Below are 22,604 nucleotides of genomic sequence, written 5' to 3'. Positions count from 1 at the left end.
AAATCCATGGAGCGTCACACAGGAACCGGCTTGCTCCGCAAACCGGACGTGACGTTGCCACACCGGCTCGCCAAGTCCGCGGCCGCCACCGACGGCGTCGCGACGCCGAACGCCGTCGTCGAGAAGTGGATCGAGGATCGCAACCTCGCCCACCGCCACGAAGTCCGCCGGATCGAGTTCGGCGAGCTCCGGCGGTGGGGTTTCGACCCCGGCTCCGGCAACCTGTGCCACGAAAGCGGCCGCTTCTTCGGCGTCGAAGGGCTGGCGGTCGACACCGACCACGGACCGGTCACGCACTGGTCGCAGCCGATCATCAACCAGCCCGAGATCGGCATCCTGGGCATCCTCGTCAAGGAGATCGACGGTGTCCTGCACTGCCTGATGCAGGCGAAGTCCGAGCCGGGCAACGTCAACGGCGTCCAGGTCTCGCCGACGGTCCAGGCGACCAAGAGCAACTACACCCGCGTGCACGGCGGCCGGCCGGTCCCCTACCTGGACCACTTCCGCGACCCGGACCCGGAAACCGTGCTCGCCGACGTCCTGCAGTCCGAGCAGGGTTCCTGGTTCTACCGCAAGCGCAACCGGAACATGATCGTCGAGGCCGCGGAGTTCCCCGACGAGGGCGACCTGCCCGACGACTTCCGCTGGCTCACCCTCGGCCAGCTGCACGAGCTGCTCAAGCAGGACAACCTGGTCAACATGGACGCCCGCACGGTGCTGTCCTGCATGCCGGCCGGGCTCGAGGGCCACGAGGCCGACGCCGTCAGCGACCTCGCCGCGGCGGTGGCGCGCTCGTCGGCCCAGCCCACCGGCAGCCTGCACACGCGCACCGAGGTGCTCAGCTGGATCACCTCGCGCCAGGCCCAGCACGTCGTGCGCACCAGCCCGCTCCCGCTGCGCGAGGTCGCGAACTGGGTCCGCACCCCGGCCGAGATCTCGCACGAGCTCGGCCTGTTCTTCAGCATCATCGCTGTCGACATCACCACGAACGGACGCGAAGTCGCGCAATGGACCCAGCCGCTGGTCCGGCCGCACGGCGCGGGCGTGGTGGCCCTGCTGGTGAAACGCGTCGACGGGGTGCTGCACGCCCTGCTCAACGCGCGGGTCGAGCCCGGCTACCTCGACGTGGTGGAGCTCGCCCCGACCGTGCAGTGCACCCCGGACAACTACGTGCTTACCCCGGCGGCGGATCGGCCACCGTTCCTCGACATGGTGCTGGGCAGACGCGACGACCAGGTGCTCTTCTCCGCCCAGCTGTCCGAAGAAGGCGGCCGGTTCCACCACGCGTACAGCGACTACCAGATCATCGAGGTACCGGCGGACTTCCCGGACGCCGGGCTGGCCGACTTCCGGTGGCTCACCCTCAACCAGCTCAACGAGCTGCTGCGGCACAGCCACTACGTCAACGTGCAGGCCCGCAGCCTGATCGCGTGCCTGCGGGGACTGCGATGAGCCGGGCCCTGCGGCTCGGCGCGCTCGGCTGCTCGTCGATCGCCGCGCGCCGCACCCTGCCCGCCGCGGCCGCCGTGCCCGAACTGGCGCTGACCGCCGTCGCGGCCCGCTCGCCGGAGAAGGCCGCAGAGTTCGCCGGGCGCTTCCACACCGCCGCGATGACCTACGACGAACTCCTGGACAGCAGCGACGTCGACGCGGTGTACGTCTCCCTGCCGACCAGCCTGCACCACGAGTGGGCCCGGAAAGCGTTGCTGGCCGGGAAGCACGTGCTGTGCGAGAAGCCGCTCACGCTCAACCTCGAACAGGCCGAGGACCTGGCCGAGCTGGCCACGAAGCAGAACCTGGTGCTGCGCGAGAACTTCACGTTCATCCACCACCCCCAGCACACGCGGGTGCGCGACCTGCTCGACGCCGGCCGCCTCGGCGACCTCCGGACGTTCACCGCGTCGTTCGGCATCCCGCCGCTGCCCGCCGACGACATCCGCTACCAGCCGTCGCTCGGCGGCGGGGCGCTGCTCGACGTCGGCGTCTACCCGCTGCGCGCGGCGCTTTTCCTGCTGGGTCCCAACCTCCGGGTCACCGGCGCCACCCTGCGGTTCGACGAAGGCGGCGTGGACGTCGCCGGGCACGCGCTGCTCACCTCGGCGAGCGGCGTCACCGCGTCCCTCGACTTCGGTTTCCAGCACAGCTACCGCTCGCGGTACGAGCTCTGGGGCAGCGCCGCCGCGCTGTCGCTGGACCGCGCGTTCACACCGCCGCCGGGGCGGCAACCCGTGCTGCGCATCGAAGAACAGGACCACGTCGAAGAGCTCTGGCTGCCCCCGGCGCACCAGTTCGAGCTGTCGCTGCGCTCGTTCGCCGTCGCCGCGCTGGCCGGGCGCGACGAATCCGAAGCGGCTTGGCTCGCTTCTTCCGTGGACACCGCACGGCTCGCCGACGAAGTGTTCGCGAGCGCCGCCGGGGTGTCCGACGACCGGACGGTGACCCGCTGATGGAGATCATCGGAAACGGCTTCATCGCGCACCACACCCGGCAGTACTTCGGCGACCGGTACCCGGACGTCACCCTCATCGCGGCGGGCGTGTCGACGGTGCTCGTCAACGACGTGTCCGCGTTCCAGCGCGAGTCCACGCTGGTCTACGACGTGATCGACCGCTGCCGGACCGCCGGCCGCACGGTGATCTTCCTGTCGACCGCCTCGACCGGCATGTACGGCGCGGACCAGTCGGTCGGCAGCGAGGGCGGCGCGGTCTTCCCGCTCACGCCCTACGGCCGGCACAAGCTGTGCCTCGAACACGTCTGCGCGCTCTCCGGCGCGCCGTGGCTCGTCCTGCGGCTGTCCCACATCGTCGGGCCGGGCCAGTCGTCGCACCAATTGCTGCCGTCCCTGACGCGCCAGCTGCTTTCGGGCGAGGTCACGCTGCACTCCGGGGTCTCGCGCGACCTGCTCGACGTCGGCGACATGATGCGGATGATCGACTCGCTGCTCGGCCAGGGCATCCGCGACGAGGTCGTCAACGTGGCGTCCGGGCGGTCGGAGGCGATCGAGGACATCGTCGACGGGCTGGAGGAGCGCCTCGGCACGCGCGCCGAGCGCAAGCTGGTCGACATGCCGGCCAAACGCGGCGACGTGCGGATCGAGAAGCTGCGCGGGCTGGTCACGGGCTTCGACGACTTCGGCATCGGCCCCGGCTACCTGAAGTTGTTGCTGGACCGCAACATCGACGAGCTGGCCGAGAGCGCCCGCCGTCAGCTCAAGGCCGCGGTCAGCGCCTGAGCGTCCGTCCCTTGTGGACCTTTCTTCGGTTGTGCGGCACGACGTCCGGCGCACCGTACTGGGGGCTGGGCGCACCGGACGTCGTACCTCGCAGGCGGGAGGGGGGAGTGCTCCCGCCAGGTCTTCGGCCGCTTACGGCGGCGGGGCGGGCCGGGAGTCCGGTTCGATATCACGCGCCCGCGCGAAGTCGCCGGCGCACTCGGGCTCGGTCATCGGTTTCCCCCTCCCCGCGGACGCGCCGTCCGCGCGGCGCTCCCGTGATCAGCTAACCGGGCCCGGTCGTGGTACGGCTAGCGGAAAAGGTCGCTGCCGCAGACAACCTAAGTTGATCGCCTCGGAGCAGTAGTCCCCCAATGGAGTAGGAAGCATCTCCGGAATTGCGTTCTTCGTGTTCCGGATGGACATTCCCCGCGCCGAACAATCGCGTTGCTCCGAATGCCGCACCCTGTACGCGAGGGCAGGCTCGGCGGCCGCTCGTACCACACCTGACCTGGTGGTATTGACCACGTCCGCGTCGCGTACCTAGCGTTCGGCGACCCCATCCCGCGGACACGTGCCGCCGCCACGCACGTCACCGCCCTCCCCGAGGAGGCGCCATGTTGTCCAGGCGTACCTTCGTCACCGCCGGCCTCGCGGCCGCGGTGACCAGCGCGCCGTTGTGGTCCGCCGTCACCGCGCCGAAAGCGCGGGCCGCGGCGGCACTGCCGTTGACGCTGAAGAACAATTCCGGCAACGGAACCGTTTACTCCTACATCAGCGGAGCGGACACTTCGGGCTGGCCCGGCTTCGTGACGGCCGACGGCCAGTTCCACCGCCTGCCCAACCCGTCCTCGCCGGTGACGCCGATCCCGGACTACGCCATCCCGCTGGGTGGCTCGGGGTCCCAGGTCACGGTGACGCTGCACGACTACATCATCGGCGGCCGGGTCTGGTTTGCGGCGGACAAGAAGATCCAGTTCTTCGTCAACCCGGGTCCCGGCCTCGTGCAGCCGGGCTTCACCAGCTCCGACCCGAACTGGCAGACGAACTGGACGTTCTGCGAGTTCACCTACAACAGCGCGAACCTCTACGCGAACATCAGCTACGTCGACATGGTGGCGCTGCCGGTGTCGATGGCGACGACGGGAGCGGCCGGCGCGCAGTCGGTCAGCCCGCTGCCGGACGGCGCGCTCGGGGCGATCGCGGACGGGCTGCGCGCCCAGCACAACACCGACGGGGCGCCGTGGGACCGGCTGGTCGTCACCGACAGTTCCGGCAAGGTGGTGCGGGTGCTCGCGCCCGGCCACTCCCCGACCGACTTCGGGGGCTACTGGACCGGCTACCTGAACGCCGTCTGGGACCACTACCGCTCGACGCCGCTGACGATCAACGGCCAGGGCAGCATCGGCGCCTACACGGGCACGGTCAGCGGCGACACGCTGGTGTTCGCCGGCCTGAACACCAACGGCGTGCCGTTCACCAAGCCGAGCGCGATCGACATCTTCGGCTGCGCGAGCGGGCCGCTGTACAACTCCGGCGGGGACGCGCGCGGCGCGATCGCGGCCCGCCTCGCCGCCGCGCTCAACCGCAGCAGCCTGCTGGTCGGCGGCGGCAACAACCAGCCCGACGGCACCCCGCCCGCCCAGTACTACCAGGACCCCACGACGAACCACTACGCCCGCCTGGTCCACCAGCACGCGTCGATCGGCTACGCCTTCCCGTACGACGACGTCGGCCCGACGGGCGCCCAGCCGGTCGACGGCCACCTCCAGGACCCGGCGCCGACGTCGTGGACGGTGGCTTTGGGCCCGGGCGCGGGCGGCGGCACGACACCCCCGACCGGGGGCACCAGCGCGTACTCGACGATCCAGGCGGAGTCGTACAGCGCCCAGAGCGGCACGCAGAACGAAGCCTGCAGCGAAGGCGGCACCGACGTCGGCTGGATCGCGGGCGGCGACTGGCTGAAGTACCCCGGCGTCGACTTCGGTTCCAGCTCGCCGCGCCAGTTCCTCGCCCGGCTGGCCTCCGGCGCGGCGGCCGGGGTGAGCGGCGCGATCCTGGCCCGCCTGGACAGCACGTCCGGTCCGGTGCTCGCGGAGATCGACTTCGGCAACAACGGCGGCTGGCAGCAGTGGCAGACGGCGCCGGCCAACGTCGTCGGCTCGGCGACGGGAGTGCACGACGTCTACCTGACGTTCGGCGGCGGCTCGTCGGACTTCGTGAACATCAACTGGTTCACGTTCACGCGGTAACCGGGTACCGCACAGAGTGTGCCAGGCCACTGTTCACCCGGCCGGCACCCGGGGTATCCGCGACGCGAACGACGTCGAAAGGACCGAAGTGAACGAGAACCCCGCTCCCCGCCTGGTCGCGAACCCGAACCGCGTCCGGGTGCGCACCGAAGCGGACCTCCACCGCAGCGCTCCCCCGGCGAACCCCGAAGCCGAGTCGGTACCCGAAGAGCGCGGCGCCTGAGATCGGCGCCCGCCGGGTGAGACCGGTCGCGACCGGTCCCACCCGCGCCGGCGTCACGCGTGTCGCCGGAATCCGCGCCTGAGCCGGCTTCCGCACACCACGGGCGGCCCCGGCGCGGCGTCTCAGCCGCCCTGGCTCGTGCCGCCGTCGGCGATGGCACCCGAAGCGCAGTTGTACGGGTTCTCGCCGCTGGCCTCGTGCCCACCCGGCGACAGGATGGGCACGCCGATGCCGTTGAGCGAATCGTGGATCGGCACCTGCACACCGAGGACGTTCACGTCGTTGCCGCACACGCCCGGGGTGACGTTGAGGTTGTGCAGCGCGTCGGTGTTGTTCAGGTTGAGCAGGCCGAGCTGGCTGGTGGAGTCGTAACCACCGTGGTGATCCGGCGTGCCGGCCGCGGCGACACCGCCGGCCAGGAACGCGCCCGCAGCCATCGTGGCCACGACAAAACCGACCTTCTTCAACATGAAAACTCCTCGAATAGACGATTGTTGGCGAACAGGGCGACAGCGAGGTGTGTTTTCCGCCCTGCGTAACGGAAACGTACTGAGAGCTCCCGTGCGACCCCCGCTTCGATCCACCATCGTGTGCACGCCGAGAGCCGTTGACCGGGGAACCGATACCTCGTTCGAGTAATTCCGCCCCGCGCTGCCTGCTGTTTCCGGAGGGTGACGGCGCGGGATTCACCGGGCCGCAGTTCCCTCGAAATGGTGAAGTCGGCCCTTGTCGACCGCGACTCGCGGTACCGGTACGGTCATACGCAACGGTTCAAGGGCCGATTCGACGAAAACGGACCACTTCTGCCTTCGTCGTCATTGGAGGTAATCGACGATCATGGACATCGGGGATTCCGCAGGGCAGCGACCGCCGGCTGCCGCGACACTGACCGTGACCACAACCGGCGCGTCCACGGTCGTCACCGCGACCGGCGAGCTCGACAACGCGATCACCGAGCGCCTGCAGGAATGCCTGATCAAGGGCATCTCGGCGCGGCCGCGCGCGGTGATCATGGACTTGTCCCGGGTGAGCTTCTGCTCGGCCGGAGCGGTCCGGGTCCTGCTGACGGCACACAGCCACGCTCGAGCGGAAGGCGTCGCCTGCGCGGTCGTCAGCTCCCACCGCGCGGTGGTGCGGCCGATCTCGGCGCTGGGCCTCGGGCACCTGCTCCTCCTGCACCCCGACATCGCCGCGGCCGAGGGGTGGCTGAGCGTGGCGCTGGACGACAGTTCGCCGGCTCCGAACTTCTGAAGTCCCGCCCGCCGCCCGCGGTGGTCAGCCGCGCAGGTGGCCCGTCACGATCTCGCACGCCACCTCGGCCAGCGGACGGCCGGAGGCGAACGCCGTCGCTCGCAGCCGCGCCGACGCCTCTTCGGTGTCGATGCTCTGCTGGGCCGACAGCAGGCCGGCCGCGATGTTGACGTCCTCGTAGGCGGTGGAGCTGCGGACCTGCTCGATCACCGTGGCGCCGCTGACGGCCAGCGCGTCCGCGAGCAGCTCGGCCAAGTCGCCGGCGTCGGCAAGGCCTGCCGGCGGCAGCCCCGGGTCACGGCGGTAGAGGGTCATCGTGCCGAGCGTGCCGGCGGCCGCCGTGGCGAGCGGGAAGGCGAACACCGCGCCCACCCCGCGTTCAGCCGCGGCATCGACGAATCCCGGCCACGTCCCCGCGTACTCGGCCAGGTCGGCGACGGCGACCGGTTCGCCGCTGGTGAACGCGGTGACCGACGGTCCCTCGCCGGTGGTGTACTGCAGCTCCTCGGCCAGGTGTCCCCACCGGTCGGTGGCCGCGAGCTCGTGGTGTGCCGGCCCGCCGCCGCGGAGGGTGATCACCACCGCGTCGACGTCGTCCAGCATCCGCGTGGCCGCCTGCGCCACGGCGGATCCATTGCCCGCCGAAGCCAGGAGGCGGCGCCGGAGCGCCCTCCGCCGGACCGATCCCGGGACGACGCCGGCGCGAGGCGCTGTGCACTCCGCGGCCCGCCGACGACAGGCCTCGGCATCAGCGCGGTGTCCGGCCGCTTCCCGCCGGCACGCCCGCACGTCGCCGGTGCCTTGCCCGGCTGCCCGGTCGAACGCCAGCGCGGCGCGCTCGTGCGCCCCGGCCGCCCGCAGGTAGCTCTGCCGCAGGCTTTCACCGGCGCCGGCCGCACGTTCTCTGGCGAGGGCCACGGCACCTTCGCCCAACTCGGCGCGTCCACCGCCGGCGTGGGCCGGCCGGCGGGTCGCCAGCTCACGGACGCGGGCCCGGGCTGCCTGCGCCCGTACCCGGGCACGCTCTGCGGCACAGTCCACCGGCCCAGGATCCCTCACCGGCCGTCGTTCGACCACCGGAGCCACGCGGAGATTCGTCGCCGGTGGAACAAACCGCGCACCGCGACGCGGCTATCGCGGTCCCGGCGGCGGCTCGCCGGGCAGGACCACCAGCCCACGCCCCTCGGTCGCCGGTTCGCCGGGAAGCCGGGTGTCGCCCGGCCCCTCGACGACCATCTCGCCGGCCCGCAGGCGATCGGCCGCGGCGGCCGCCCGGTGGGCCGCGGCCCGGTTTTGGTGCTCGGTCCTCTGGGAGCCGCTCTCCGGCGCCGACTGCTCGTGCCGCTCGGCCGCCCGGTCGGGCGCCCACGCGGACCGCAACAACCCGGTGCGAGCCCGGCGCCGGGCCTCGTTCCGCCGCTGCACCGCGGCCTCCAGCGCGACCGCGGCCTCCGCCACGGACTGCGCCCTCCGGACCGAACCGTCCTCGTCGACTCGTCCGCGGTTCCCGGAACCGAGGGACAGCTCACGGCGCCGTTCCGCGGCTTCGGCCGCGCGCGGCCGCCCGCCGACCCGCCTCCGACGCGGCCCCGGCCGCGTCCCGATGTGCGTTCACGTGTCACCGTCGTGAGTGATCTGCCCGGCTTGCGCCACAGAGGCTACCGACCGCAGGTCCGCCGGCTTGTCGTGGGCGCGTCTCAGAGTAGTCGCGATTCCGCCCGGTATCCCGTCGTCCGTCTCCGCCGGGACGCTGCTACCGCTTGCCGCGACCGCCGTCCGGAGCGGGTTCGCGATTCAGCACCGCCCACACGGTTTTCCCGCCGGACCAGGAACGGCTGCATCCCCAGACCTTGGTGAGCTGAGCGACCATGTGCAACCCGAGTCCGGAGTCGAGGAGGTCGAGCCGCTCGAGCAGAACCGCGGACCCCGGGTCGTCGTCGTGGACGGCCACGGTGAGAAATCCCGGGCGGAGTTCGAGCCGCAGATGTGCGTCCGATCGGGTGTGCTGCATCGTGTTCTCGACGAGCTCGGTGACGACCATCTGAGCGTCGTCGGCGAGTTCGGAGACCGACCACGCGGCACAGGTCCGCTCGACGAACGCCCGGGCGAGCGCGGACACGTGCGGGGACCGGACCAGCAACCGGGTGGCGCGCCGACGTGCCGGCCGCGCCGACACGGCTTCCGCGGCCGCGAGGTCCGCCTGCACCGGGACGAACCGGTCCACCGTCCGCTCCGCCAGCATCGCCTTGGTGTCCGGCCGGTCCACCACGACGGCGAACGGGATCCCGGGCCAGTCGCCGGCCCGCATGGCGACCAGGGAGAACACGGTCAGCAGCGCACTGTCGGTGACGCGCAGTCCGTTGATGTCCGCGACGAGCAGGTCGGACGTGTCCGCGGCGATCTTGAGCAGGCCGTCCCGCAGCAACGGGTAGGTGCCGAGGTCGAGCACACCCGTGACCGTGACGACGCTGGCGTGCTCGCCGTGCTGTGGCGCCAGCTGCAGCCCGTCACCACCGGTCACCGCGTGCGCTCCCTTCCAGCCGCGTAAGCCTCGCCGCCGAGGGAACGCCTTCCGCGGACGAGCACCGCCGGCCGCGAAGACCGCCTCGACCGTACTCCGCCGTGATCACGAACGCGAAACCACGGAGCTGGTCACGAACGTCGCGGTCGGCAGCTCGCCATTCCCACCCCGAACCACAACTGCCGAAGACGTTCGGGGCCAGTCCGTCAACGAGAAGCCGTCGTGGGTCGCGGGTGGGTGTGGACGTGGATCGCGGCCGCGATGTCGTCCAAGGGGAGGACGGCGTGGACCAGGCCGGTGCCGATGGCCGCGTGGGGCATCGCGAACTGCGTGCTGCTGGGCCGGTCTTGCGCGAAGACCGTGCCACCGCAGCGGACGATGGCGCGGACCCCGGCTTGCCCGTCGGTGCCGTGGCCGGTGAGGACGACGGCCAGGGCCCGTGCCCCGCAGGTCGCGGCCATGGTGGCCAAGAGCAGGTCGGCCGACGGGCGAGCCGGTGGCAGGTCACCGGACTCGATCAAGCCGACGGTCTGCGGCGACACCATCACCAGATGCCGACCGGGTGGCGTGGTCAGGACGGTCCCCGGGGTCAACCGTTGACCGTCGACGGCTTGCCGGACGGGCAAGGGGGTCTGGCGGTCGAGGATGTCGGCGAGGCGGCTGGGCGCGTCCGGGGCCTGGTGCAGCACGATGAGGACGGCAGCGGGAAGATCCGCGGGCAAGTTCCGCAGCACCGAGGACAAGGCCTGCAGGCCGCCCGCGGACGCCACCAAGGCGACGACCGGCAAATCCTGGCGTGACGTGGGCTCGACCGGGCCAGGGTTCACGATAAGCCGAGCAGTGCCGTCACGGTCGCCTCCTCCGCCAGCATCGCACTTGAGGTTCTGATGCCGCAATGCGTCGCGATGCCTCGAAATCCGAGCGGAGTCGGTGCATCGATCACTCGGCGGGCTCGTTGGCTCGTCGAGCACCGACGCGAGTTTTAACTCCGTACCTCGGGGTTTTCCACGGCGCCGGCGACCGGAGCTCAGGAAAGGGCAGGCTCGCGGGACGTTCCCGGCTGGGCGAGCCGATAGCCGGTGTGGGCGGAGAAGTCGGCGGTCAAGGCGAAGCGGTCACCGCGGACCAGGGTGTGCCGCCACTCCACCGGGCGTCCACACGCATGACTGAGCCGGTGGATGGAAAAAGCGGCGGCGCCGGGCGGGCTGTGCAGCCGGGCTTGCTCGGCCGGGGTCGGCTGGACGGCGTGCACCTCTTCGTGGCCTTGGTCGATGCGGACCCCGGTGCGGGCGGCGAGCTCGCGGTAGAGGCTGGTGCGCGTGAAATCGGCCTCCAGCAGCGGCGCGGTGAGATCGGCTGGCAGCCACACGCGGTCGAGGGCGAGGGGTTCGTCCCCGGCGAGCCGCAGGCGTTCGAGGTAAACCAGCGGCGTCGAACCCTCGAGGTCCAGTCGTTGGGCGACGACACCGTCGGCGCGCAGATCCAAGGTCCGCACGACGCTGCGCTGCGGGAGACCGGCGGCCTCGACCGAGGCGAAGAGGCTGTAGAGCGCCCCGATCGGCTGCTGGATCTCCGGCGGCGGTGCGACGCGAGGCTGGCGCCCGCGGCCGGCCACCACCACTCCGTCCGCCCGCAGCCGGCCCACCGCCTGACGAACCGTGTGACGGCTCACGCCGTACTCCTCGGCCAGGGTCAGCTCACCGGGAAACTGGTCGGCGAACTCGCCGTCGTCCAGGCGCCTGAGCAGCTCGAGCTGCAACTGCCGCCACAGCGGCGTCGAGCCGCCGCGGTCGAGAGCCGATGCCGTCATGTGCCCCTCCTCGGCGTCGCCGGGCCACGGTACCGGTTGCTCAATGTACGGACAAAGTCTAACGTAAATGTACGTACATTGACCCACTCAGGAGGACTGGTGACGGCCGGAACCCGGTTGCCGGCAGCACCCGCCCGTACGTCGGACGGTGTGGCCCGCTTCGCACCCGGGCTGGCGATCGCAGCACTCGTCGCGGCCGCCGCGACGGCGCTGGGCACGCTGGTGCCCGTGGTCGGCGGCCCGGTGTTCGGCATCCTGCTGGGCGTCCTCACCGGGGCGGTGGTTCCCGGTCTGCGCTCCGAGCGCTGGACGCCGGGGTACGGCATCGCGTCGAAGCACGTGCTCCAGTCGTCCATCGTCGTGCTGGGCACGGGGCTGTCGCTGCAGCAGGTGGTGCGCGTCGGCGCGGAGTCGTTGCCGGTCATGCTCGGCACCCTCGCCATCGCGCTCGGCGGCGCCTGGGTGCTCGGCCGCGCGCTGGGCGTGCGGGGTGACACGCAGATCCTGATCGGCGTCGGCACCGGTATCTGCGGCGCTTCGGCGATCGCCGCGACCACCGCGGTCATCAAGGCCAAGCAGGAGCAGGTCGCCTACGCGATCGGCACGATCTTCACGTTCAACATCGCCGCGGTGCTGCTGTTCCCGCCGCTCGGCCACTTGCTCGGCCTGAGCCCGCGCGCCTTCGGGCTGTGGGCGGGCACCGCGGTCAACGACACCTCTTCGGTGGTCGCCGCCGCCTACGCCTACGGCCCGGACGCCGGCTCCTACGGCCTCGTCGTGAAGTTGACGCGCACCTTGACGTTGATCCCGATCGTGATCGTCCTGGCCGTCCTCACCGCGCGGAAGCAGGCCCGCGCCGAAGCCGCCCCGCCGGACGGCTCCTCGGCGGGCTTCAGTCTGCGGACGATGCCGTGGCGCAAGATCGTCCCGTTGTTCCTCGTCGGGTTCGTCGCCGCGGCCGCGCTCGGCACGCTCGGTGTCATCCCGCACGGGTGGCACCCGGCGTTGTCGGCGTCCGGCACGTTCCTGATCACCACCGCGCTGGCCGGGATCGGCCTGACCCTGCGGCCGGCCCGGATGCGGGCGGCCGGCCCCCGGCCGCTACTGCTCGGCGCGCTGCTGTGGGTCGCTGTCGCAGCCGGCAGCTTGGGCTTGCAGGCTCTCACCGGCAGCCTCTGACGGCTACGAAGAAAGCATGAGTGGACCGGGGCCGAGGTTTTCGGGCACCGGCGCACCGCCGATAGCTTTCGCGCCGGCCCGCTGACGAGTCCGGACCACCGGAACCGGGATCACACGATCAACCGAGTGGGTGTCCATCCCGCGAGTAGTCCTCACCCACTCGGGTATGCGCCCAGCCGGCGTGCACGCCGTCGTGCGCACAAGGAGATTCCGCAGCGGATCGGAGATGTGATGCAAAGCGATTCGAGTGGCGAGCACGGAGGCTTACCTCTGCGGTCTTCGGCCGGGAGCCGGGACGAGCCGGAGCTCGAGGAAGCGTTCGACCGGATCGTCGACGAAGGCCGCGACCGGCTCGGACGCCCGTTGCTGCCGCTGGTGGCCACCGGCCTGCTCGGCGGCGTCGACGTCGCCGTGGGAGTGCTGGCCTACCTGGTCGTCGAGCACCAGACCGGGCAGCCGCTGCTGGCTTCGGCCGCGTTCACGATCGGGTTCATCGCGCTGCTGCTCGCGCGCAGCGAGCTGTTCACCGAGAACTTCCTCGTCCCGGTCACCGCACTGGCGGCCGGGGTGGGTACCTGGCCACGATTGCTCCGGCTGTGGCTGGTGACGCTGGCCGCGAACCTGGCCGGGGGTTTCGTCATGGCCGGCATGATCGTCGTCGCGCTGCCCGACCTTCGTGGCACCGCGGCTGCGAACGGTCTGCACTACGCCGAGCTGGGCATCTCCTGGCGCTCGCTGCTGCTGGCCGTGCTGGCCGGCGCGGTGATCACGCTCATGACCCGGATGCAGCACGCGACCGACAACATGGGAGTCCAGATCGTCGCCGCGGTCGCCATGTCGTTCCTCCTCGTCGGAGCACAACTGTTCCACTCGATACTCGACTCGATCGTCATGTTCGCCGGCCTGCTGGGCGGCGAGGCGCGCTACTCCTGGGGCGACTGGGCCCTCGCCCTGGCCTGGTCGTCGCTGGGCAACATCCTCGGCGGCATCGGCCTGGTCACCTCGATCCGGCTGCTCCGCGTGTCACACCGAGTCGAAGAGGCCCACCACGAGGCCCGCGAAAAAGCCGGTGATCAGGCCACCTGACCGGCCATTCCGCGTCGGATACCCGGCTCACCCTGCGGAGACGTGTCGGGCTCGCCGCGACGGGTAACCGCCGCGGATGACGACGACGCGGTCCGGGAAGGCGGGTGCCCTGGAAGGCGGCCGGATCGACGGGAACCCTGATCGAAAGGATCCGGCATGACCACCACCCAGCCCACGTTCGCCACGCACACCGGCGACTTCTTCGACCTCGAAGACCTGCTTTCCGAACCCGAGCGCGGCATCGTGATGCGGGTGCGCGACTTCCTGCGGACGCAGGTCGACCCGATCATCAACGACTACTGGGCCCGTGCGGAGTTCCCCTTCCAGATCATCGACGGCTTCCGCGAGCTCGACATCGCCGGCCTGATGTACGACGGGCTCTCCGCCCACCGAGGAACCCGGTTGCTGACCGGATTCCTCGCCATGGAGATCTGCCGGAGCGACCCGTCGGTCAACACGTTCTACGGCGTCCACACGGGACTCGCGATGGGCAGCGTCAACCGGTGCGGCTCCGACGAACAGCGGCGACGATGGCTCCCTCCCATGGCCCGCATGGAACAGATCGGCGCGTTCGCCCTCACCGAACCCCACGGCGGCTCCGACGTCGCGGGCGGGCTGGAGACCACGGCCCGCCGCGACGGCGCCGGCTGGGTCCTCAACGGCGAGAAGAAGTGGATCGGCAACGCCACCTTCGCCGACCTGGTGATCGTCTGGGCCCGCGACGTCGAAGACGGACACGTCAAGGGTTTCGTCGTCGAGAAGGACACCCCGGGCTTCCACCCCACCAAGATCGAGGGCAAGGTCGCCCTGCGAGCCGTGCAGAACGCGAACATCACGTTCGCCGACTGCCGGGTGGCCGAGGACAACCGCCTGCAGCGAGCGAACACCTTCCGCGACACCAGCGACGTGCTCCGCCTGACCCGCGGCGGGGTCGCCTGGGGGTCGGTCGGTTGCATGATGGCGGCCTACGAGCTGGCCCTGGCCTACGCCAAGGAGCGCGAGCAGTTCGGCCGCCCGATCGCGAAGTTCCAGCTCATCCAGGACCACCTCGCGACCATGCTGGGCAACATCACCTCCTCGCTGGCGATGGTGGTCAGCCTCGCGCACCTGCAAGACCGCGGCGTCAACCAGGACGAGCACTCGGCGATGGCGAAGTCGGTGGTCACCACCCGCATGCGCGAGACGGTCGCCCTGGCACGCGAGGTGTTCGGCGGCAACGGAATCCTGCTCGAGAACGACGTCGCCCGCTACTTCGCCGACGCCGAAGCCCTCTACAGCTACGAAGGCACCCGCGAAATCAACCAGCTGATCGTCGGCCGCGCGGTGACCGGCATGGGCGCGTTCGTGTGAGTCCGCGTACTGCGCCATCCGGTGGTGCGGGCCGTGTTCATCGATTCGCCGGGTAGCCGCCCGCGATGGTCTGCACAGCCTGCCGTCCCCGAACCGGTCGGCGTTTGCCGCGCCACGGGCCCGGGTAGCCGCCCCGCGAACAACTCTTCGACCCGACCGCGGACTTCGTCGTCGACCGTCCGGGACGCAGCGCGGGCACGACCGGTTCCCTCCCCGTGGACTCGGCCGGAAGCGCGGCCGGCGTCATCTGTCCGCGCGACCGGAAGCGAAGGCGGTGGTCATGAGCACCCCGTTCGGACCGAAGCGCCTCGGACTGGTGCGCACGCGCGGCGAGCCCGGTGTCGTGGTCCTCATCCTGTCCGGCGAGCTGGACGCGGGCACGTCGTCGAAGCTCGTGCACGCCGTCGCGCAGATCCTCGCCACCGAACCCGAGGCGCTGATCCTCGACTTGTCCGAGCTGTCCTTCCTGTCCGTCGCCGGGGTCAGGGCGATCCGCGCCGCGCACGACGCCGCCGGTGCCGCGCGCCTGCGGGTGGTGACCGGCGAGCACGCCATCGTGCGCGAATTACTGCACGTCACGCGCTTCGACGCGGTGCTGGACTGCTACCCCACCCGGAACGGGGCAGTGGCCGCCGGCAGCCGCGCCGAGTTCGTGAGCCGTGCGAGAGCCGCGTGGGACGCGAGCGGATGATGTCCCGCGACGTGGGCCCCACTCGGTCGACGAGAGCGTGACGCTCAGGCCAGGCCGCCGAGCCGGCAGGCTTGCGCGAACACCTCGTCGAGCATCGGCTCGGTGAGCAGGCCGGTGTGCACGTTGCGCGGACTCGGGTGGTAGCTGCCGAGCAGCACCAGCCCGCCGGCGAGCCGGTGTTCGCCACCGTGGGCGAACTTCGGTTTCGGCCGCACTCCTGCCCAGTGCAGCGCGGCCTGCCAGGCGAACCCGCCGAGGCACACCATCACCCGCAGGTCGCCGAGGGCGGCCACCTCGGCCGAGAGGTACGGCAGGCAGTTGTCACGCTCGGCCGGGGTCGGGCGGTTGGCCGGCGGGGCGCAGCGCACGGCCGAGGCCAGCCACGTCCGGTGCAGCCGCAGCCCGTCCCCGGCGTGGTCGGAAACCGGCCGGTCGGCGAGCCCCGCCCGGTGCAGCGACCGCATCAGCAGGCTCGCCGTGGGGTTCCCGGTGAACGCCCGTCCCGTGCGATTGCCGCCGTGCGCGGCCGTCGCCAGTCCGAGCACGAAGATCCGGGCGCGGGGATCCCCGAAACCCGGGACGGGCCTGGCCCAGTACGCCTGGCCGGCATGGCGGTCCGGCGGCCGGGCCGCGACCTCGGTCCGCCAGGCGACCAGCCGGGAACAGCGAACGCAGGCCACGATCCGGGCGCCGACCCGATCGAGTTCGGTCAGGGACACGGCCTCATTCCAGCACGGCCCCGAAAGTCGTGCTCGCTGCCTGCCGCCCTCGCCGTGCGTCGGAGGTCACGCCGCCGGCTCGCGTAACGGCATCCCCGGCGGGTAGTCCACGTGAGCCGCTCCGGCGGCGACGAGACAGGGAAGAAGCAGAAAACAGCATGACGGAAACGGCTATTTCGAGGCTGAGCGAAGTGGCGAGCGGCTTGGCTGCCACGGCTGTGGCGACCTTTCTGCTGCCGGCACGAGACCACTGGGCCGGTTCGGTCCTCGAGTCGGCCGCCGGGCACCACGTCGCCGGCGTCGCGGCCGGAATGTTCGGCGTACGGCTGCCCGCCGCCGGTCGGCGGACCGCTGACGAGATGACCGTCCGGGTCGAGCGGCGATCGATCGGGCTCGACCGCCGATCACTCGCCGCGGCCTTCCCGGGCGCGACGGGCAGTGTGGCGGTCTTCCTGCACGGACTCGTCGAGACCGAGCGCAGCTGGTTCCGCGGGGCCGCACCGGCCGGTGACTTCGGCGCGCGCCTGGCCGCCGACCTGGGTACCAGCCCCGTGTACTTGCGGTACAACTCAGGACGTCACGTGTCCGAGAACGGCGATGACCTCGTCACGCTGCTGTCCCGGCTGGTGGCCGCCTGGCCGGTACCCGTCACCGACATCGTTCTCGTCGGACACTCCATGGGCGGCCTCGTGGCGAGGAGCGCGCTCTACCGCGCTCAGGAACAAGCCGTCGCGTGGCTCCCCCGCGTGACGCGGCTGGTGTGCCTGGGCACCCCGCACAGCGGTGCGCCGCTGGAACGGCGCGTCGCCCAGGTCGCGGGGCTGCTCCGCAAGTCGCCGCTGGCTCCCTTGGCCCGGTTGCTCGCGTTGCGCAGCGACGGCATCCAAGACCTCGCACACGGCTACGTGCACCAGCGGCAATGGGCCGACGACCCCGGCGTCGGCCGGCCGGCCGAACCGGCGTCGCCCACGGGGATCCAGCGCCTGTTCGTGTCCGCGACGCTGTCCCGCACGGAGGGAAGCGCCTGGGGCCGCCTGATGGGTGACCTGCTCGTGACACCAGTCCAGGCCGGTGATCTGGCCGAGGACGCCGACATCGTCTGGCTCGGCGGGCTGAACCACTTCGCTTTGCTTCGCGACGACGTCGTCTACAAGGCGCTCCTCGACTGGTTGCGCGCCGACGATGTTCCGGCGAGGGCGATCGCGTAGCGGTTCCGGTCACGGGTCGCGGCATAGCGGGCGCGGCGCCCTGCCGTTTGCCCGCGACCGGGCGGGGTACCGGGAAGCATGTCCCTCAGCGCGGCGTGCACGGTGTGGCGGGTCCAGCGAGTCGACGACGTCCGGCACCGGGTGGAGTACTGCTGCCGCGGCGGCCCGGCCGGCACGTTCGACGTCATGCTGGCGCCCGGGCTGCGCGACGTGGTGGACCTGCCGCCGGTGGCCGACACCGACCTGGTCCTCGCCGCGGCCGGAATCGTCCTCGACGGCGTGCTGCCGGCCGGGGCCGGCGTACCGCTCGAAATCGACCTGACCACCCGGGCACGACTGGATCCGGGCTTCGTCCCGGAACTGCGACATCGCCTGAACGTGCCCGATCCCGTGCCGCGACCTCGGTAAACCCGCCGCGAAGCCGGAACCGGTGTTTTCCGGTGTATCGGGCGCCGACCCGGGTATGCGGGCGCCGACCTGTTCCGGCGGTGGTGACGAGGTGCATGTTCGATGACCGACACGGTGGCCCGCCCCCAGCCGATCCCGCACCGCCCGGCGTGGCGGGCCCCGCGCGGCTCGGTGATCCTGAAGACGCTCCGCACGACCGACCACAAGACGATCGGCGTGCTGTACCTGTCGACGTCGTTCGGGTTCTTCCTCATCGGCGGCCTGACCGCCCTGCTCATGCGCGGCGAGCTAGCCCGGCCGGGCCTGCAGTTCCTCTCGCCCGAGCAGTACAACCAGCTGTTCACCATGCACGGCACGATCATGCTGCTGCTCTACGCCACCCCGAACCTGTTCGGCTTCGCCAACTTCGTCCTGCCCCTGCAGATCGGCTCACCGGACGTCGCGTTCCCCCGGCTCAACGCCTTCTCCTACTGGCTCTACCTCTTCGGCGGCCTGATCGTCCTCTCCGGCTACCTGACCCCGGGCGGGCCGCCCGACTTCGGCTGGACCGCCTACACCCCGCTGTCCAACGCCATCCACTCCCCCGGCGTCGGCGGAGATCTGTGGATCGCCGGGTTGATCGTCACCGGCCTCGGCACCATCCTCGGCGCGGTCAACATGGTCACGACGGTGGTGTGCCTGCGCTGTCCCGGAATGCTCATGTGGCGGATGCCGATCTTCACCTGGAACATCCTGTTCACCTCGGTGCTCATCCTGCTCGCGTTCCCGATCCTGACCGCCGCGCTGTTCGGGCTCCTGGCCGACCGGCACCTCGGAGCGCACGTCTTCGATCCCGAGAACGGTGGCGCCATCCTGTGGCAGCACCTGTTCTGGTTCTTCGGCCACCCCGAGGTCTACGTCGTCGCGCTGCCCTACTTCGGGATCGTCACCGAAATCATCCCGGTGTTCAGCCGGAAACCCCTCTTCGGTTACAAAACGATGGTGTTCGCGACGATCGCGATCACCGCGTTGTCCGTGGCGGTGTGGGCACACCACATGTTCGCCACCGGGGCCGTGCTGCTGCCGTTCTTCTCCTTCATGACCTTCCTCATCGCGGTGCCGACCGGGATCAAGTTCTTCAACTGGATCGGCACCATGTGGAAGGGCTCGATCACGTTCGAGTCGCCGATGCTGTGGTCGATCGGGTTCCTGGTGACGTTCCTGCTCGGCGGGCTGACCGGGATCATCCTCGCGTCGCCGCCGCTGGACTTCCACGTGCACGACAGCTACTTCGTCGTCGCGCACTTCCACTACGTGCTGTTCGGCACGATCGTGTTCGCGACCTTCGCCGGGATCTACTTCTGGTTCCCGAAGATCACCGGCCGGATGCTCGACGAGGGCCTCGCGAAGTGGCACTTCTGGACCACGTTCCTCGGTTTCCACACGACGTTCCTCGTCCAGCACTGGCTCGGCGACGCCGGCATGCCGCGCCGCTACGCCGACTACCTCTCCAGCGACAACTTCACCTGGATGCACTCGGTGTCGACGATCGGCGCGTTCCTGCTCGGGCTCTCGGTGCTGCCGTTCATCTGGAACGTCGTCAAGAGCTACCGCTACGGCGAACCGATCGACGCCGACGACCCCTGGGGCTTCGGCAACTCCCTCGAATGGGCCACCACCAGCCCGCCGCCGCGGCACAACTTCCTGGAACTGCCGCGGATCCGCTCCGAACGGCCCGCGTTCGAACTGCACTACCCCCACATGATCGAACGGATGCGCGCCGAAGCGCACATCACCAAGGGACACCCGGCGGGCAAGGCATCGCCCGCGGAGGTGGTCGCGGGTGCCCTCCAACCCGACGAGCAGGGCGAGAGCCAGGATCCGCGGGGGCGGTGACGACATGACCACCTTCCCCGAGTCCGTCCGGCTCACGGCCCGGGAACGCCGTCAGCTGCGCGGGATCGAACGCGGTCTCGACGGCAGGTCCGGCACCGCCGGGCGCCTGCTGCGCGCCGGCCTGGACGCCACGACGCTGGCGCTGGTGGCCGCCGGGATCTTCGTGGACCTGCCGTGGCTGTTCGCCGGCTGTGTCGCCGGCAACCTCGCCGCCTGCCTGCACCTCGACCGACGAACCCGGAGGACGCAATGCTGAAGGTGACCATCGACGACCTGCGCCGCCTGCTCGGGTCTTCGCTGCCGGACCCGGTGCTCGTGCTGACCGCCGGTCGCATGGAGGTCGAGCCGGCCGACGCCGAGACCGCCGGCGCGAGCGACGTCATCACCCGCGCCGACCTGCGGGCGCGGCTGGACGGGGAGCAAGCCACCGACCACGAGCTGGAACTGATCGCGGCGACGCTCACCACGGCCGTCGTCCAGCGTGGTGGCTGAGCGTCACCCGGGTTCGCCGGATGCCGTGATCAGCCGGGACGTCAAACCGCCGGAGGTCGCGGGGAACGTGTGCGCGCCGGGCACCGTGACCAGGCTTCCGTGCGCCGCCGCGTCGGCGAGCGACCGCGCCCATCCGGGTGGGCTCAGCGTGTCGTGCCGGCCTCGCAGCACCTGGACGGGCACCGCACGAGCGGCATGACCCGTTGGGTTCGTCCTGCTGGGCGGACTTGACGAACCGCAGCAGTCGTCGAGGCCCCGCTCGGAGGTAGTACGGCACGGTGCCGGGCAGCGCCGCGGGTGATTCGTGGACCAGGTCCCGCAGCAGAGCGACCGACAGCCGGCCGAGGTGGCGCAGCGGAGGCGGGAACGTGGGGCCGGCGAGCACCAGCGCACCGACGAGCTCCGGCCGCCGGGCCGCGACCGTCATCGCCACCTGCGCGGCGGTCGAATGCCCGAAGAGGGTGGCCGGCTGGTCCAGCACATCGCTCAGCCACTCGGTGACGACGTCGACCAGCGCACCCAATTCCGGCTCGCACGCCATCGGCCCCGCGCCGAACCCGGGCACGTCGAGCAGGAACGTCGGCGCCGACGCCGCGCACCCGTGCAGCGTGTCCACCAGGTATCCCGGCGCGCCGAGGCCGGGCAGGAGCACGACCGGGTTCCGGTCCGTCCGGTCGGCGCCGGCGGCGAGCGCCCGCACCAGCCCGTGCCGGACCCGATGGGTCACCAGCACGGCGGTCGGTTCCGCCCGGAGTCGGGGTAACGGCGCTCCGGGTTCACGCTGTGCCGCTGCATCGTGGGTCTCCTTGGAGGGTCGGGGTTTCGGCGGGTGCGCCGAAGCGGGTGCGCGGACCACTGATCGCCGCGTCACGGCAAGATGTGCGAAGAATCCGTCCACCGAGCGAGCAGGACGGTGGCGTCGTCCTGGAACCGGCCGTCCTGGTGCGCCGATACCGCTCGGATGAGCCTGCGGACTGTCTCCGGAGGCGGATAGCCGGCCGCGGCCTCCCGTTCCAAGAAGTCGGCGAGCCTTTCGTCACCGAAGAACTCGCCCGCGGCGTCCCGGGCTTCGGTGACGCCGTCGGTGTGGAGCACCAGCCAGTCTTCCGGCTGCAACCGCTCTTCGCCCAGGCGGAACTCACGGCTCTGCCCCAGACCGAGCGGCAACCGCCGTCCACCCGGCAGTGGCTTGACCACGCGGCCGGCCCGCATGATCCAGGGTGGCGGATGACCCGCGTTCACGTACCTCAGCCGGCCGCTCCGGAGGTCGACTTCGGCCAGCACCGCGGTGGCGTAGGCGGCGCCGCCGAAGGTCCCTTCGACCGCCTCGTCGATGACCCGGGCCTGCTCGTAAAGCCCGGCGCCCGTGTGCCTGGCTGCCCGGTACGCGGCGACGACGGTGGCCGCGATGAGGCCGCTGCGCAGGTCGTGGCCGACCGCGTCGAGGATCAGCAGCCGGGCGGTGTCCTCCGACAACGCGTAGTCGAAGGCGTCGCCGGCCACCGCGTGGCGTGGCTCGACAGCGCCGCTGACGACGAACCCGTCGACGCCCGCGGTCAGCGGCGGCAGGATCGACCAGATCAGCTCGCCGGAGACCGTCCGGGCGCGCTGGTGGCGGAGGACATCGACGCTGTCTCCGTACCTCGACATCAGCACCACCAGGTGACCGATCAGCATGGCCAGCCAGCGGCACTGGGTCCGCAGCCCGGGGTCGTACAGGTCGTCGTGGGTGGCGACGTCGGCAGCCAGCACGCCCACCCGCTCGGCGCCGTCCAGCAGCGGCACCCACAACCGCGGCGGATCGCTCTCGGCGGGCAGGGTCTCCAGCCGGCGGAACGCCCGGCCGGCCAAGGTCGTCTCCAGGTCCAGGCTGGTCGCCTCGAGTGCAGCGGCCGCAGGCGGTACCAGCCGGAGATGGCGCTGCTCGTAGTCGACGACGTAGACGGTCAGCCCGATGCCCAGCTCCTTCCCGGCAGCCGCCACCAAGGCGGGCAGCCGCTCGGGAGGCGCGAGTTCCGCACCCTCCAGCAGGGAGGTCAGCGCCGCGAGTGGCGCACCTCGCGGTACCGATTCCCGCAAGGTCCGGGTGTAGGAGGCGCGCCGGTGCCACGCCAGCTCGTCCAGCCGTTCGTTCACCGCGTGCGCCACGACGTCCCGGTCGAACCCCGGAAGATCGAGCAATCCGTGCAGGTAGCCCTCGACCTCCAGCAACCCGTAGCTGCCGCCCAGCGCGAAGTACCGCAGCCACAGCTCTTCGGGCGTCAATTCGGCGCGCGCGAAGGCGGACGCGAAAGCCGCTTGCTGCTGCCGGGCACCGTTGTCGTCCAC

At 71.0% G+C, this 22,604-nt stretch carries 24 protein-coding genes and 1 pseudogene; 15 read left to right on the top strand and 10 right to left on the bottom strand.

Features of this window, described 5'->3' with window-relative positions:
• Positions 1-6 precede the first annotated feature (6 nt).
• The 5 genes from AB0M59_RS11040 (at position 7) to AB0M59_RS11020 (ending at position 5,686) form a co-directional block, all read left to right on the top strand.
• Entirely contained in the window at positions 7-1,452 is a 1,446-nt protein-coding gene (locus AB0M59_RS11040; protein WP_364612196.1) for an NDP-hexose 2,3-dehydratase family protein, read from the top strand.
• Positions 1,431-2,447 carry a Gfo/Idh/MocA family oxidoreductase gene (locus AB0M59_RS11035; protein ID WP_364612193.1) on the top strand — a complete coding sequence of 339 codons (1,017 nt, stop codon included), beginning with the start codon at positions 1,431-1,433 and terminating at the stop codon, positions 2,445-2,447. The genes AB0M59_RS11040 and AB0M59_RS11035 overlap by 22 nt, the downstream gene beginning before the upstream one ends.
• Positions 2,447-3,232: an NAD-dependent epimerase/dehydratase family protein gene (locus AB0M59_RS11030; RefSeq protein ID WP_364612190.1), complete on the top strand. Its 786-nt coding sequence runs from the start codon at positions 2,447-2,449 to the stop codon at positions 3,230-3,232. The genes AB0M59_RS11035 and AB0M59_RS11030 overlap by 1 nt, the downstream gene beginning before the upstream one ends.
• 596 nt (positions 3,233-3,828) lie before the next feature.
• Positions 3,829-5,463: a beta-1,3-glucanase family protein gene (locus AB0M59_RS11025; RefSeq protein WP_364612187.1), complete on the top strand. Its 1,635-nt coding sequence runs from the start codon at positions 3,829-3,831 to the stop codon at positions 5,461-5,463.
• An 88-nt stretch (positions 5,464-5,551) separates the two neighbouring features.
• Entirely contained in the window at positions 5,552-5,686 is a 135-nt protein-coding gene (locus AB0M59_RS11020; RefSeq protein ID WP_364612184.1) for a hypothetical protein, read from the top strand.
• Between the two features lie 122 nt (positions 5,687-5,808).
• Here AB0M59_RS11020 and AB0M59_RS11015 read toward each other — a convergent pair whose 3' ends face one another.
• The gene (locus tag AB0M59_RS11015; RefSeq protein WP_364612181.1) at positions 5,809-6,156 is read right to left on the bottom strand and encodes a hypothetical protein; all 348 of its coding nucleotides are present in this window, start codon (positions 6,154-6,156) and stop codon (positions 5,809-5,811) included.
• Between the two features lie 421 nt (positions 6,157-6,577).
• On the opposite strand from AB0M59_RS11015, the gene AB0M59_RS11010 reads away from it, so the two are divergent.
• Positions 6,578-6,937, top strand: a complete 360-nt coding sequence (locus tag AB0M59_RS11010) for an STAS domain-containing protein (protein WP_364612178.1) — start codon at positions 6,578-6,580, stop codon at positions 6,935-6,937.
• A 24-nt stretch (positions 6,938-6,961) separates the two neighbouring features.
• Here AB0M59_RS11010 and AB0M59_RS11005 read toward each other — a convergent pair whose 3' ends face one another.
• The 5 genes from AB0M59_RS11005 to AB0M59_RS10985 form a co-directional block, all read right to left on the bottom strand.
• Positions 6,962-7,855, bottom strand: a complete 894-nt coding sequence (locus tag AB0M59_RS11005) for an ANTAR domain-containing protein (protein ID WP_364612175.1) — start codon at positions 7,853-7,855, stop codon at positions 6,962-6,964.
• Between the two features lie 213 nt (positions 7,856-8,068).
• Positions 8,069-8,395, bottom strand: a complete 327-nt coding sequence (locus tag AB0M59_RS11000; RefSeq protein WP_364612172.1) for a hypothetical protein — start codon at positions 8,393-8,395, stop codon at positions 8,069-8,071.
• A gap of 295 nt (positions 8,396-8,690) precedes the next feature.
• Complete coding sequence (locus AB0M59_RS10995; RefSeq protein ID WP_364612169.1) at positions 8,691-9,458, bottom strand: ATP-binding protein; 768 nt, start codon at positions 9,456-9,458, stop codon at positions 8,691-8,693.
• A gap of 206 nt (positions 9,459-9,664) precedes the next feature.
• Positions 9,665-10,285 carry a chemotaxis protein CheB gene (locus AB0M59_RS10990; RefSeq protein ID WP_364612166.1) on the bottom strand — a complete coding sequence of 207 codons (621 nt, stop codon included), beginning with the start codon at positions 10,283-10,285 and terminating at the stop codon, positions 9,665-9,667.
• A gap of 200 nt (positions 10,286-10,485) precedes the next feature.
• A complete protein-coding gene (locus tag AB0M59_RS10985) occupies positions 10,486-11,268 on the bottom strand; it encodes a GntR family transcriptional regulator (RefSeq protein ID WP_364612163.1) in 783 nt (260 codons plus the stop codon).
• A gap of 99 nt (positions 11,269-11,367) precedes the next feature.
• Between AB0M59_RS10985 and AB0M59_RS10980 the strand changes: the two genes are divergently transcribed.
• The 4 genes from AB0M59_RS10980 (at position 11,368) to AB0M59_RS10965 (ending at position 15,574) form a co-directional block, all read left to right on the top strand.
• Positions 11,368-12,447 (top strand): putative sulfate exporter family transporter, encoded by a 1,080-nt coding sequence (locus AB0M59_RS10980; protein WP_364612160.1) that lies wholly within the window; start codon positions 11,368-11,370, stop codon positions 12,445-12,447.
• Positions 12,448-12,678: 231 nt separating this feature from the next.
• Positions 12,679-13,533 (top strand): formate/nitrite transporter family protein, encoded by an 855-nt coding sequence (locus tag AB0M59_RS10975; RefSeq protein ID WP_364612157.1) that lies wholly within the window; start codon positions 12,679-12,681, stop codon positions 13,531-13,533.
• Between the two features lie 156 nt (positions 13,534-13,689).
• Positions 13,690-14,883: an acyl-CoA dehydrogenase family protein gene (locus AB0M59_RS10970; RefSeq protein ID WP_364612154.1), complete on the top strand. Its 1,194-nt coding sequence runs from the start codon at positions 13,690-13,692 to the stop codon at positions 14,881-14,883.
• A 280-nt stretch (positions 14,884-15,163) separates the two neighbouring features.
• Positions 15,164-15,574 (top strand): STAS domain-containing protein, encoded by a 411-nt coding sequence (locus tag AB0M59_RS10965; protein ID WP_364612151.1) that lies wholly within the window; start codon positions 15,164-15,166, stop codon positions 15,572-15,574.
• A gap of 44 nt (positions 15,575-15,618) precedes the next feature.
• On the opposite strand, the gene AB0M59_RS10960 is transcribed toward AB0M59_RS10965, so the two are convergent.
• Entirely contained in the window at positions 15,619-16,293 is a 675-nt protein-coding gene (locus AB0M59_RS10960; RefSeq protein ID WP_364612148.1) for a uracil-DNA glycosylase, read from the bottom strand.
• Positions 16,294-16,451: 158 nt separating this feature from the next.
• Between AB0M59_RS10960 and AB0M59_RS10955 the strand changes: the two genes are divergently transcribed.
• The 5 genes from AB0M59_RS10955 (at position 16,452) to AB0M59_RS10935 (ending at position 20,276) form a co-directional block, all read left to right on the top strand.
• Positions 16,452-17,501, top strand: coding sequence for an alpha/beta fold hydrolase (locus tag AB0M59_RS10955; RefSeq protein ID WP_364612145.1), 1,050 nt, complete (start codon positions 16,452-16,454; stop codon positions 17,499-17,501).
• Positions 17,502-17,579: 78 nt separating this feature from the next.
• Positions 17,580-17,909: a hypothetical protein gene (locus tag AB0M59_RS10950; RefSeq protein ID WP_364612142.1), complete on the top strand. Its 330-nt coding sequence runs from the start codon at positions 17,580-17,582 to the stop codon at positions 17,907-17,909.
• Between the two features lie 102 nt (positions 17,910-18,011).
• The gene (ctaD, locus tag AB0M59_RS10945) at positions 18,012-19,784 is read left to right on the top strand and encodes a cytochrome c oxidase subunit I (RefSeq protein ID WP_364612139.1); all 1,773 of its coding nucleotides are present in this window, start codon (positions 18,012-18,014) and stop codon (positions 19,782-19,784) included.
• Between the two features lie 4 nt (positions 19,785-19,788).
• On the top strand, positions 19,789-20,040 hold the full coding sequence (locus AB0M59_RS10940; RefSeq protein ID WP_364612136.1) for a hypothetical protein: 252 nt from the start codon (positions 19,789-19,791) through the stop codon (positions 20,038-20,040).
• On the top strand, positions 20,034-20,276 hold the full coding sequence (locus AB0M59_RS10935; protein ID WP_364612134.1) for a hypothetical protein: 243 nt from the start codon (positions 20,034-20,036) through the stop codon (positions 20,274-20,276). Before AB0M59_RS10940 ends, AB0M59_RS10935 begins: the two co-directional genes overlap by 7 nt.
• Positions 20,277-20,279: 3 nt before the next feature.
• Here AB0M59_RS10935 and AB0M59_RS10930 read toward each other — a convergent pair whose 3' ends face one another.
• The 3 genes and pseudogenes from AB0M59_RS10930 to AB0M59_RS10920 form a co-directional block, all read right to left on the bottom strand.
• Positions 20,280-20,669, bottom strand: coding sequence for an alpha/beta hydrolase (locus tag AB0M59_RS10930; protein WP_364612231.1), 390 nt, complete (start codon positions 20,667-20,669; stop codon positions 20,280-20,282).
• A pseudogene (locus AB0M59_RS10925) lies at positions 20,650-20,928 on the bottom strand (alpha/beta fold hydrolase); the annotation flags it as partial. The gene AB0M59_RS10930 and the pseudogene AB0M59_RS10925, both read right to left, overlap by 20 nt.
• A gap of 215 nt (positions 20,929-21,143) precedes the next feature.
• Positions 21,144-22,604, bottom strand: coding sequence for a PP2C family protein-serine/threonine phosphatase (locus AB0M59_RS10920; RefSeq protein ID WP_364612131.1), 1,461 nt, complete (start codon positions 22,602-22,604; stop codon positions 21,144-21,146).

This window comes from Amycolatopsis sp. NPDC051371, assembly GCF_040682155.1.
GTDB lineage: Bacteria > Actinomycetota > Actinomycetes > Mycobacteriales > Pseudonocardiaceae > Amycolatopsis.
The sequence above is the reverse complement of the archived record's forward strand: the minus strand, read 5'-3'. Positions and strand labels throughout refer to the sequence as shown.